Below are 12830 nucleotides of genomic sequence, written 5' to 3'. Positions count from 1 at the left end.
AATGAAAAGAACGCTTCTATTTGCTTTTCAGATAATTATAAATTTCATCTTTTAGGTGGAGGCGCTCTTTTCTCAGTTCGGTAAGGAACTCATCTGTGGTGTGGTTTTGCTCGCCGGCTTCGTAGTGTTTTATTTTGCCATTCACCTCATCATAATCTTCAAATAATCTTTTGAAATGATTGTCCGAAGTTTTGAGCGTTGTCATCAATTGTACGAATTCTGGGAATTCATTAGCTAAAATGTGATTTTCCATTGTTTTGATTTTTTAATCTGTTTTAACGATATAAAGGTACGATTTTTACCCCATATCTGTCAATATGAAAAAAATCATTCTCAAAACTAAAACAGCTGTTCCATTTCCTTTTTCAGGAACTTCCCTGTGATGGATTTTTTATTTTTGATGATGTCCTCTGGCATGCCTTCCGCTACTATTTCGCCGCCATTTTTGCCGCCCTCAGGACCTACATCTATGATGTGGTCTGCCAGCTTGATCACATCCATATTATGCTCAATAATGATGAATGAATTGCCCAAATCTACCAAACGCTCTATCACTTCCATCAAAATTTTCACATCCTCGAAATGGAGCCCCGTTGTGGGTTCATCTAAGATATAAAGCGTATTTCCAGTTTGTTTTTTCGCTAATTCTGTCGCCAGTTTTATCCGTTGTGCCTCGCCGCCAGAAAGCGTGGTAGACTGTTGCCCTAAAGTAATATAGCCCAAACCGACATCTTGCAAAGTTTTGACTTTATTATAAATTTTAGGTATGGGTTGAAAAAACGCCGCCGCCTCATCTATGGTCATTTCTAAAACATCAGAAATGGATTTCCCCTTATACCTAACCTCCAAAGTTTCCCTATTGAAGCGCTTGCCGTGGCAGGTTTCGCAGTGTACATAGACATCTGGTAAGAAATTCATTTCTATCACTTTAAGCCCTCCACCTTGACAAGTTTCGCACCTTCCGCCTTTTACATTGAAGGAAAATCGCCCTGGTTTGTAGCCTCGGATTTTGCTTTCTGGCAAATCTGCAAAGAGATTTCTAATATCCGAAAATACGCCAGTATAAGTGGCTGGATTAGAGCGCGGCGTACGCCCAATAGGCGTTTGATCTACATCTACAATTTTATCGATGTGCTCTATGCCCTCTAATTTTTTGTACGGCAGCGGCTCTTGCACCGAGCGGTAAAAATGCCGATTGAGAATGGGATACAGCGTACCATTGATTAACGATGATTTTCCGCTACCCGAAATCCCTGTAACCACCACCAATTTGCCCAACGGGATTTTAAGGGTTACATTTTTCAAATTATTGCCCTTCGCACCTTTCAGCACCAAGGCATTGCCATTGCCCTCTCGCCTACTTTTAGGAATTTCTATGTGACGTTTCCCTGTAAGGTAATCCGCAGTGATGGTATCTGCATTGATCAAATCCTTGGGTGTGCCCTGCCAGAGGACTTTTCCTCCAAATTTCCCTGCTCGTGGCCCAATATCCAGCACTTCATCTGCCTCCAAAATCATATCCTTGTCGTGCTCTACCACCAGCACAGAATTGCCTAAATCTCGGAGGTTTTTCAGCGAGTTGATTAGCCGTTCGTTATCGCGCTGATGAAGCCCAATGGAGGGTTCATCTAAAATATAAAGCACATTGACCAACTGCGAGCCAATCTGTGTTGCCAGCCTAATCCGCTGCGACTCCCCACCAGAAAGGGTTTTGCTACTTCGGTTGAGGCTTAAATATTCCAAACCAACATCCAGCAAAAACGACAATCGTGTTTCTATTTCTTTGAGGATTTCCTGAGCGATGATACGTTTTTTCTCGCTGAAAGCATCCTTAATTTCGGATAGCCATTGCTTTAAATCTAAGAGGCTCATCGCATTCACTTCTGCAATATTTTTGCCTTTTATTTTGAACGCCAAACTCTCTGGTCTTAGGCGTGCGCCTTTGCAGTCTGGGCATTGTTCTTCGGTGGTGAACTGCCGCTCTATCATCACGGCATCATAATTCTCGCGGTCTTCCACCAATTGCTCTAAATAGGCTATCAATCCATCAAAATTGATCTTGGTTTTCTTGGTGATTCCTGCATATTTTAAATCCTTTGTAAACTCCTTGTGGCAGCCGTTATAGATATAATCTAAAGCTTCTTTTGGAATCTCACGATAAGGCGTTTTTAAATCTAAACCAAAAATTTCTAAAATGTGCTTAATCTGCGTAACCAGCCATTTGCTACTTTTGAGAACTTCCAAAGGTTTTAATGCGCCTTTTTGTATGGACAGCGCCTCGTCTTCCACCAAATAGTCTAAATTGATTTTTTTAACCGTTCCCAAGCCCTTGCAAGTTGGGCAATTGCCCTTTGGAGAGTTAAATGAAAAGGTGTTGGGCTCTGGCAGCGGCAAGGCGTGCCCTGTGGTGGCATCCATCAGGTTTTTAGAGAAATATTGCACTTCTGTTTCGCCTAAACGCTGGAGCATAATGACGCCCTCACCCATTTGTAGAGCCGTAGCAAGGGACTTCTCCATCCGCTGTTCTGTGGCATTCTCGCCGATAATCCAACGGTCTACCACCACTTCTATATCGTGGGTTTTGTAGCGGTCTAATTTTAAATCGTATTCTATATCCTGAAGTTCGCCATCAATCCGCGCTTGGGAATAGCCTTTCTTCGCCAACTGAACGAAAAGCTCGTGGTAGTGCCCTTTTCTGGAACGCACCAAAGGCGCCAATAGAAGCACTTTCTGCCCTTGGTATTGTTTTTTTATGGTTTCTAAAATCTGTTCTTCTGTATAACTCTGGAGTTTTTGCCCTGTTTCCACGGAATAAGCGTCTGCCACTCTGGCGTAGAGCAATCGTAGGAAATCATATAGCTCTGTAACGGTGCCCACGGTAGAGCGCGGATTCTTGTTCGTAGTTTTTTGCTCAATGGCAATCACTGGCGAGAGCCCTTCTATTTTGTCCACATCAGGGCGTTCTAAACCGCCAAGAAATTGTCTGGCGTAAGCCGAAAAAGTTTCAATATAACGCCGCTGTCCCTCGGCAAAAATGGTATCAAAAGCCAACGAGGATTTACCACTTCCTGACAAACCTGTGATCACAACCAACTCATTACGAGGGATTTTAACATCAATATTTTTTAAATTATGCTCCCGAGCACCATAGATTTCTATGAATTCTTTCGTTTCGTTCATAGTGCAAAGTTAATGATGATATATGAAACACGAAAAATAAAATCAAGGTGTTCTTCTATTTTCAAAAAATGGCAAGGGTAAAGCGCTTTATTTCTCTACGAAATCTACCTCTGGATTAAGAATTTCTTTGATGATATTCGCAATAGATTCCATAGCTTCTTCTGGCGTGCCTTCCATCAATTGAAGCGGCTGAACGCCCTTGGTCACCTCGGCAAAACTCCAAATGCCACACTGCATATTTTGTTGAGAAAAAGCGGGCTCTTGAGCCAAAGCATACTGATAAATACTCAACTGCAAGGCTTGCTTATAGTCGGTATTCATCATCAAAGTTTCTCTGTTTTTATCGTTAATTTTGAGGTTTAGATTTTTGGTTTTAGCCGTTTTGTAATCTATCACGCGCAGTTGCCCATTCAGGCGGTCTATTCTATCAACAAAACCTTTAAGCTCAACCGTATTTTGCTCATCAACCTGAAAAGGAACATCCGTTATTTTTTTCTCTAACTCTATAATTTCCAAAGCATTACCTGCTTTAACTAAATCTAAATCTACCTTTAAAATTTCTGCAATCACCTTTTTCGCCATCGCTTGGTGTACATAGTTCATTCCGCGCTGGTAAAACTCTGGTTGGTGTTTTAAAGTCGTGATGGCATAGGCGATGCTCTGATCTATCTCCGACATAACTCCCTCAAAATCTGCCTCTTTCAAAATCCGACCCTTTAGTTTTTCGTAAAGGTATTGCAAAGCGTAATGCACCAGATTACCGTAGTTTCGTACGGAGAGTTCCTCCTCTATTTCCTCCACTTCCTTCACACCCAAAACGATTTTCAAATAAAAATCAACAGGGTTATAAAGATAAGTGACCAAATGTGATGCCGCAACGCCTTTTTTCCAGTCTGCCAAGCGCTTCATCACCAAATCACTCTTTGTAAATTTCATCGGCGATTGCTCAATAGGCTCAGATGGATTTTCTATAACAATTTGCTCTATTTTATGCGGACTTTCTATTTTAATCTGCTCTATAAAACGGCTCTTTTCTCCAGTATTAACGCCTGATGAAAGTCCATTATAAAGCAAATGTACCGTGCTGCTTTCTTGCAATAAACGGTAGAAATGATAGGCGTAAATACCATCATTTTCAATAAAAGTGTTCAATCCGAATTTTTGCCTTACATCAAAAGGGAGATAGGTATTTTGAGAGTTCCCCAAGGGCAACTTACCCTCGTTGGTGGAGAGCAAAATCACGGTATCAAAATTGAGCAAACGCGTTTCTAAAAGCCCCATAACCTGCAATCCTGCCAATGGTTCACCTTGGAAATCTATGGTTTCGGAATTGAGTAACTGCTGGATTAAAAGTTCCAAATTTTCTACCTTAATTTCAAAATGATACGGCGCCATCTGATTTTTGATGATTTGGAAATTTTTCTCAAAATAAGCGATGGTTTCGTATTGAACATCATCTAAATCTCGGAATTTTAGCTGTTCGCAATATTCAATCAGCAAATCTAACAGCGCCAATGCTGGCTGAGGTTCTAATATTTTATAAAAACTTAAACCGCCTAAATTATTCTTAAGAAAAGCCTCGGAAAGGTAGACAATATTATGCTGAATGATGTCGTTTTTAAAAGACTGTATCGCCTGCTGTTCCAGCTCATCTGTGGGCAAAGCTTCCAAAATAGTCAGCACATCTCGGTAATAATAGCTGCCTTTTTTCTTCTCCAACTGGTGCTGCAAGTAGAAAATTTGCTTTATTGCCAAGCTGAAAGAAAGATTTTTAAGTGGCAAGCCCATCGTGATATTGAGTTGCGGCACATTGGAGAGCGCATCCAGCGTGGCAGGGAGCAAATTTTCATCTAATAAAATCACTGCCGTTTTGGAGTAATCCTCGGCTTGATAATCCTTGAATAGAGTGCTAAGCACCTGCGTTTGCGTTACATTGCCTGCCACCTCGTACACCTTAATATTTTTAGGTTCGGAAAAGTGGTCTTCCACCCAATTAAACGGTCTCTGCTGATGAAAAATCTGCCATTTTCGGTATTTTCGGAGAAATTGCCCTGCTTCCTGCCTTTCATCATTCATATAATAGGCATCCGCTTGGAAAAAACACTGGGCTTTATCTTGCTCCAAAAGCTTTTTCACTAAAAACTCTTCAACGGGCGTTAAGGCATTAAAACCGCAAAAAACAAAATTTTCCGATGTATTTTTTGCAAAATCCTCAATATATAATTTCGCCGCTTGATGAATCATCCCTGCTGTGGCGTAGCCTCTGGCTTCTAACTCGGATTTTAGCATGGGTAGAAAAGTTTTCATCTTCAACCAAAAATCAAGGTGTCGGCGGCGTGCTTTCCCTTCTTCTCCCAGCTGCTCTCCCCAGTTTTTAATTCGCTCTTCATCAAACATATAGCTAATCACTTCATCATCATTGGTCGTGAATTTAAGGATGTCATCCCAATCTTTAAGCAAAGTGGGAAACCATTTTAAAAATTGCCCGAAATCTTCGTTAGGATGTAATTTTTGGTACACTTCATACCCCAATAGCCAGAGCGAGACACCTTTAATTTCTTGTTTTTCAGCGATTTGAACGATTAAATCTTCAATAGTCACAAAGCGTGGCAAAAAACCTGAATAGTTTTTATCGTTTTTGAGAATATCTTTAATGAATACCACAGGGCGCTTACCCGGAAGCACGATGCTCAGCGTGGATAAATCTGAATTTTGGCTTAACAATTCATCTAAAATTTGATTAAGAAATCTCATAGCACGCGGTTGATCCAGAGTTTTAAAAGGTTTTTAAATAAAAAAGGCGAGTTACCCCGCCTTGAATGTTTTCACAACGGAATCATCCTTATTGTGAATTGCTTTCAATTTTATTTGGCACAAATATAAAAACTATTTTCCAATTATCCAAATTAGAGGTGGCAAATAGCTGAATATTTTTAACCTGATTTATCTTTTAATTATAACTAAGGTATAGGTTTCACATCCATTTTCATACAGACATTTTGGCTTATCAAACAAAAATCATTCATTAAAATTGCTTTAATTTTTATTTTTTTTATATATTTGTAGGCATTCATTTAATTATTTTTATTATGAAAAGAATTTTAGGATTAGATTTGGGCACTAATAGCATTGGCTGGGCGTTGATTGAACAAGATTTTGAGAATAAAAAAGGGAGAATTATAGATTTAGGGGTACGCATCATCCCAATGTCACAAGATATCCTCGGGAAGTTTAGTCAAGGCCAATCTCTTTCTCAAACAGCACAAAGAACTAATGACAGAGGCAGAAGAAGGCTATATGAAAGACATATACTCCGCAGAGAGCGACTACATAGAGTGCTAAATATCCTAAAATTCTTACCCCAACATTATGCTCAACAAATTGATTTTGAACAAAGAAAAGGAAAATTCTTTACCGAAATAAAACTCAACTACAAACCCCAGCCTGATGGCACTCATTCTTTTCTTTTTGAAGCATCTTACCAAGAAATGCTCTCATACTTTCAAGAACGGGGCTATAGCGATGCCATTCCAAAGGATTGGACTCTATACTACCTTAGAAAGAAAGCTTTAAATACAAAAATTAGCCGTGAAGAATTGGCTTGGATTATTCTTAATTTCAATAAAAAAAGAGGCTATTATGAACTACGAGATTCCGAAGAAAATCAAGATGATACAAACCAAAATTCCAAAACAGAAGAGTTTTATGCCCTAAAAGTGGTTTCTGTAGAAAAATCGGAAGATAAAGAGAATTTTTATGATATTCATCTGGATAATGGCTTTGTTTATGCCCAGAAAAGCAATCGCCCTTTATATGATTGGGTGGGAATGACCAAAGAATTTATTGTAACGACAAAAATTCAAAATGACGGAATGCCTAAAACCGACAATGAAGCCAATGTGGAAAGAAGTTTCCGTATGGTAGATTCAAAACAAGATTGGATTGCGATAAAAAAGAAAACGGAACAAGAGATGCAACAGTCGCACCAACACTTGGGGGCTTATATTTTTGATAAATTACTCGAAAATCCTACCCAGAAAATCAAGGGAAAACTAATCCAAACGATAGAGCGAAAATTCTATAAGCAAGAGCTAAATGCCATTTTAGAAAAGCAAAAAGAATTTCATCCCGAGCTGAACGACAGAGACCTATATCTCGCTTGTGTTGAAGAATTATATCCTCTTAATGAAGCTCATAAACAAAACCTTATTGAGAGAGATTTCACTCATCTTTTCGTAGAAGACATCATTTTTTATCAGCGGCCATTAAAAAGTAAAAAATCAACCATTGCAACCTGCGACTACGAACGAAGAGGCTATTATGTAAAAGGTGAAAAACATATTGAAGCACTAAAAGGTATCCCAAAATCGCATCCATTATTCCAAGAGTTTAGACTTTGGCAATTCTTACAAAACCTAAAAATATACAAAAAAGAAGGGACTGACCAAGATGGAAAAATAGAATTTAACCAAGATGTCACTCACCTATTACTCCCTGATGAAGAGGCATATACCCAATTATTTGATTTTCTAAAAGAACAAAAAGAAATAGAACAAAAAAGATTATTAAGGTATTTTAATTCCCCTATTTCTGAATACACTTGGAATTATTCCGAAGACAAAAAATATCCTCTCTGCCCTACTCGGCATATGTTGATTTCTAAACTAAAACAAGTTACTGGTGTTACGCCTCAACAATTCCTCACCAAAGAAATAGAACAGCACCTATGGCACATTATCTACTCTGTAAAAGACGCTAAAGAATACCAAAAAGCCTTAATTTCTTTCGCTCAAAAACATCATATTAACGAAGAGAGTTTTGTAGAAAATTTCAAAAAAATCCCTTCCTTTCCTAATGAATATGGGGCTTATTCAGAAAAAGCAATCAAAAAACTTCTCCCTTTGATGCGTATGGGTAAATATTGGAATGAAAATGATATTACTCCTGAAACGAAAGAAAACATCAAGCTGAGCATGGAGCGCTTAACTTCTATCAATTATGATAAGGATAGGATTCCTGAAGTATCTGATGATTATTTTAGCCAAGCTATGCTTAAATGTATCTTAACTCTACATGGGAAAAATCCGCTAAAAGGGCTTAACACCTATCAAGCTTGTTACGCTGTGTATAGAAGGCATTCTGAGCCTTCGGAAATTTCCCATTGGAAACACCCCGATGATATTGCTTACTATTTAAAACATACTTTTAAACAACATCAATTAAAAAATCCTATCGTGGAGCAGGTCGTTACAGAAACCTTTCGGGTAGTACACGATATTTGGAAACATTACGGCAATGGTGCCCCCAATTTCTTTTCCGAAATTCATTTAGAATTGGGTAGAGATATTAAAAATACCAACGAGCAAAAAAACAAAATCAATAAAAAATATACAGAAAATGCCAATCGTAATCAATTGATTATTTCACTTTTAGAGGAATTATCTAATGATGACCAAATGGAACGCAAACCCAGACCGTCGTCCATTAGCCACCAAGAATTACTAAAAGTGTATGAAGAAGGCGTATTTTATAGTCAATCTACCGTAGATAAAGAGATAGAAAGTATTAGAAAAACCTCTACTCCTACCAAAAACCAGATTATTAAATATAAATTATGGCTGGAACAAGGCTATATTTCTCCTTATACACTAAAGCCCATACCGCTGTCTAAACTATTTACTGATGAGTATGAAATAGAACACATTATCCCCCAATCTCGTTATTTTGATAATTCATTAAACAATAAAGTCATTTGTGAAAGTGTTGTCAATAGAATCAAAGATAATACTATCGCAACTCAATTCATCAATAGTAAAGGCGGCGATCTGATCGATTTAGGCAAAAATAATAAAGTGCGTTTGGCAACATTTGAAGCATACGAAGCCCACTGTATGGCGTATTTTAGAAAAAATCCAGCCAAATTAAAAAATTTATTAGCGGAGGAAGTCCCTTCTGGTTTTATAAAACGACAGCTCAACGATAGCCGCTACATTAGCAAGTTTATTAAAGGAATTTTGAGCAACATCGTACGAGAAGAAGGCGAAAAAGAAGCCACAGCAAAACGATTGGTGCCTGTATTTGGTGCCATTACAGCAAGACTTCGTAAAGATTGGGGATTACAAAATAAATGGAATGCCATTGTACAGCCAAGGTTTGAACGCCTTAATGAACTCAATAATAATAACCTCTTTGGAGCTTGGGATCCCGTGCTCAATCGTTTTATCTTAAAAGTGCCCCAAAAGGATGCTAAAGATTTTAGTGTAAAGCGTATAGACCACCGCCACCACGCCTTAGATGCACTCATCATTGCTTGTACCACCAAAGGACATATAGAATACATTACACACCTCGAAACAGCAAGAAAAAGTCCGCTCGTTTCTCGCTTCAGAAAAATGGAAACTCAGATAAAAAAAGATCCTATTTCTAATGAGACAAAAAAAATATCAGTCGCCAAAGAATTTCTAAAACCTTGGGACAAATTTACTACCGATGCCTATGAAAAACTGCGAAAAATCATCATCAGTTTCAAACAAAACAATCGTATCATCAATAGGACCAACAACTATTATCAAAAATGGGAGCGACAAGCTTCTGGAGAATACAAAAAAACATGGAAACGCCAAGGTGCAGAAGAAGGAAAAGAAAAGAAGAACTTTGCAGTAAGAAAATCAATGCACAAAGAAAGCACTTTTGGTCAAATAAAAATAAAACGCATAAAAAAAGGACAGGTAAGCCTCAATACAGCACTACAAGATTGGACAATGATCGTAGATGATACATTGAGAAAATCAATAGGCAAAATCGTAAAAAAACACAATGGAAATATCCCCGCCGTCAAAAATGAGTTAAAAAATCATCCAATTACTCAACAGACCAAATTCACAATCTATGAAGAGGTAGACGTTTACGCATCTCGAAAAAAACTTGATGATAGTTTTACCCAAAAACAACTTAATTCAGTAACAGATTCTGGCATACAGACTATCCTACAAAACCATGTTAATCAATATCTTAACGACAAAGGAGAGCTCGATTTCGCTACAGCATTTAGCCCCGAAGGGATCAAGGCGATGAATGATTCCATACAAACCTTAAATATCAATAAGAAAAACAAATCGCGCCCCCATCAGCCTATTTACAGCGTGCGAATCTATGAAGAAAGTGATAAAAAATTCTCTATTGGTGAGACTTTCAATAAAGATAAAAAATATGCAGAAGCCGACAAAGGAACCAATCTATTTTATGCGATCTATTGGAACGATGAAAGCAACAGACGCACCTACGAAACCGTGCCACTTTATGAAGTCATAGAACATCAAAAACAATGTTCTGAATTACCTCTCAATCAAAAATTACCACTACAGACCAATCCAGAAAAAGGACAATTTTTATTTAGTCTCTCTCCAAATGATTTGGTTTATATTCCTACAAAAGAAGAGAGAGAAATGCCCCAATCTGTAGATTTTCAAAACCTTACAAAAGAACAGCACGATAGAATCTATCGCTTTGTGAGTTGTACTGAAAATACTGCCTATTTTGTTCCAATGCCTAATGCAAAGGAGATTATAAAAAATGAAAATGGAACCAATAATAAAAGTGAACGCGTACAACTACAACATTTAGATGAGTTAGACTCTAATGGAAAGCCTCTAATGATCAAAGATGTTTGTTGGAAAATAGAAGTAAACAGAGTAGGAAATATAACAAAAGTAAATCGCTAATAATCAGAACGCCAGCTATGCTCTATCGCTCTATTTATATAGGAAATCCTGCTTATCTCCAGCTCAAAAATCAACAGATGAAAATCATTTGTCCAGAGACCAAAACCGAGAAAGGCAGCATTCCTGTGGAGGATATAGGGTTGGTAATGCTTGACCATTTTCAGATCACCCTTTCGCACCAGTTGATCCAGCGGTTGATGGGGAATAATGTGGTGATCATCAGTTGCGATGCCCACCATCTTCCGCACGGAATGATGTTGCCGATTTATGGACATTCTGAGCATTCCGAACGCAGTAAATACCAACTGGAAGCCAGCGAACCGCTGAAAAAAAACCTTTGGAAACAGATTGTAGAAGCCAAAATTGAAAATCAAACGGAGGTTTTACGGCAATTGGACACCTATTTTGAGCCGATGTTGGCATATAAAAATCAGGTAAAAAGTGGCGACAGTAGCAATATGGAAGGCATTGCGGCACAGCATTATTGGAAATACCTCATCGCCCCAGATTTCCTAAGAGAGCGGTACGGAGACTCGCCCAATTCATTCTTTAATTTTGGATACGCCGTGTTGCGGAGCATCGTTGCTCGGAGCCTTGTAGAAACAGGATTGCTGCCCGTTTTGGGGATTTTTCATCGCAATAAATACAACCCCTATTGTTTGGCTGATGATATGATGGAACCCTATCGCCCATTTGTGGATAAATTGGTGATGCAATGGCTCTCACAAAACCCAGATTCCGAAGAACTTAGCAAAGAATTTAAAGCTTTTATGCTCCAAATTGCCACGATGGACACTTGCATTGAAGACAAAAAACGACCGCTCATCGTGGCGATAAAAACCAGCACGGTCTCCCTCTACAAATGCTATACCGGCGAAAAACGACAACTCTCAATGCCTCAATTTTATGATGCCCTCCGACCGATTTAACGCCTACCGAGTCATGTGGATTATGGTACTTTACGATCTCCCCACGGAGACAAAAACGATGCGAAAAGCAGCGCAACTCTTCCGAAAACGCTTAGAAAACGACGGTTTCAGTCTGTTTCAGTTTTCCATTTACATCCGCCATTGTCCCAGTAGAGAAAACGCCGAAGTCCACATCAAGCGGGTAAAATCCATCCTTCCCAAATACGGCAAAGTCGCCATTATGCACATCACCGACAAGCAATTTAGCGACATTGAGATTTTCTTTTCCCAAAAGAAAGAAGACCCACCACCCACCTACCAGCAATTGGAATTGTTTTGATAGCGAATAGGATTAGAAAATTGAAAAATTGAAGGATGAAAGAATTTTAAAAACATCAAAAATAGAATCCTAAAAATAAAAATAACCTACTGAAAATAAGTAGGTTATTTTTTGAGGTTGCGAACTATCCGCAAAAATAATAAAATTGAAAGCAATTCACAACAAGCAAACGCCAGGCATTTCAGTTTTTAGGGTTGCGAACTATCCGCAAAAATAATAAAATTGAAAGCAATTCACAACCCTATACGAACAGAAGACATCGGCAGGCGCGTTGCGAACTATCCGCAAAAATAATAAAATTGAAAGCAATTCACAACTGATATAAAGGCTCGGCATATAGAGGATTGGTTGCGAACTATCCGCAAAAATAATAAAATTGAAAGCAATTCACAACTCTGTATAATTTATAGAAATGAATAGCGCTGTTGCGAACTATCCGCAAAAATAATAAAATTGAAAGCAATTCACAACGCTTCCATCTTTCTTATATAGATACCACTGGTTGCGAACTATCCGCAAAAATAATAAAATTGAAAGCAATTCACAACTCAATTTGGTGGTGGCGTATTCCACCGCAAGTTGCGAACTATCCGCAAAAATAATAAAATTGAAAGCAATTCACAACGTCTTTAAATTCCTCCTTGTTTTGTAGCGAGTTGCGAACTATCCGCAAAAATAATA

General features: G+C 38.4%; 6 protein-coding genes and 1 CRISPR repeat array (1 of these 7 running past the window's edge). Of the genes, 3 read left to right on the top strand and 3 right to left on the bottom strand.

Annotation, left to right across the window (positions count from 1 at the left end; all coding sequences use genetic code 11):
* Positions 1-16: 16 nt before the first annotated feature.
* The 3 genes from NYR17_RS05320 to NYR17_RS05310 form a co-directional block, all read right to left on the bottom strand.
* Positions 17-253 (bottom strand): YdcH family protein, encoded by a 237-nt coding sequence (locus NYR17_RS05320; protein WP_302504702.1) that lies wholly within the window; start codon positions 251-253, stop codon positions 17-19.
* A gap of 86 nt (positions 254-339) precedes the next feature.
* Positions 340-3180, bottom strand: coding sequence for an excinuclease ABC subunit UvrA (gene uvrA, locus NYR17_RS05315; protein WP_302504701.1), 2841 nt, complete (start codon positions 3178-3180; stop codon positions 340-342).
* A gap of 87 nt (positions 3181-3267) precedes the next feature.
* Positions 3268-5934 (bottom strand): PD-(D/E)XK nuclease family protein, encoded by a 2667-nt coding sequence (locus NYR17_RS05310; RefSeq protein ID WP_302504700.1) that lies wholly within the window; start codon positions 5932-5934, stop codon positions 3268-3270.
* A gap of 335 nt (positions 5935-6269) precedes the next feature.
* Between NYR17_RS05310 and cas9 the strand changes: the two genes are divergently transcribed.
* The 3 genes from cas9 to cas2 are packed head-to-tail and all read left to right on the top strand — an operon-like array spanning position 6270 to position 12149.
* Positions 6270-10901 (top strand): type II CRISPR RNA-guided endonuclease Cas9, encoded by a 4632-nt coding sequence (gene cas9, locus NYR17_RS05305; RefSeq protein ID WP_302504699.1) that lies wholly within the window; start codon positions 6270-6272, stop codon positions 10899-10901.
* Positions 10902-10918: 17 nt separating this feature from the next.
* Entirely contained in the window at positions 10919-11830 is a 912-nt protein-coding gene (gene cas1 / locus NYR17_RS05300; RefSeq protein WP_302506999.1) for a type II CRISPR-associated endonuclease Cas1, read from the top strand.
* Complete coding sequence (gene cas2, locus NYR17_RS05295) at positions 11811-12149, top strand: CRISPR-associated endonuclease Cas2 (RefSeq protein ID WP_302506998.1); 339 nt, start codon at positions 11811-11813, stop codon at positions 12147-12149. The genes cas1 and cas2 overlap by 20 nt, the downstream gene beginning before the upstream one ends.
* A gap of 116 nt (positions 12150-12265) precedes the next feature.
* Positions 12266-12830: direct repeats of the CRISPR family, unit length 47 nt; unit sequence GTTGCGAACTATCCGCAAAAATAATAAAATTGAAAGCAATTCACAAC; it runs 946 nt beyond the window's last position.

This window comes from Riemerella columbina, from assembly GCF_030517065.1.
Lineage (GTDB): Bacteria > Bacteroidota > Bacteroidia > Flavobacteriales > Weeksellaceae > Riemerella > Riemerella columbina_A.
Note: the sequence above shows the minus strand (reverse complement) of the source record. Positions and strands in the feature narration are given on the sequence as shown.

Bases quoted from the DNA above. Each gene is read 5' to 3' on its own strand.
- NYR17_RS05320 (WP_302504702.1), bottom strand. From the start codon at position 253: ATGGAAAATCACATTTTAGCTAATGAATTCCCAGAATTCGTACAATTG.
- uvrA (WP_302504701.1), bottom strand. From the start codon at position 3,180: ATGAACGAAACGAAAGAATTCATAGAAATCTATGGTGCTCGGGAGCAT.
- NYR17_RS05310 (WP_302504700.1), bottom strand. From the start codon at position 5,934: ATGAGATTTCTTAATCAAATTTTAGATGAATTGTTAAGCCAAAATTCA.
- cas9 (WP_302504699.1), top strand. From the start codon at position 6,270: ATGAAAAGAATTTTAGGATTAGATTTGGGCACTAATAGCATTGGCTGG.
- cas1 (WP_302506999.1), top strand. From the start codon at position 10,919: ATGCTCTATCGCTCTATTTATATAGGAAATCCTGCTTATCTCCAGCTC.
- cas2 (WP_302506998.1), top strand. From the start codon at position 11,811: ATGCCCTCCGACCGATTTAACGCCTACCGAGTCATGTGGATTATGGTA.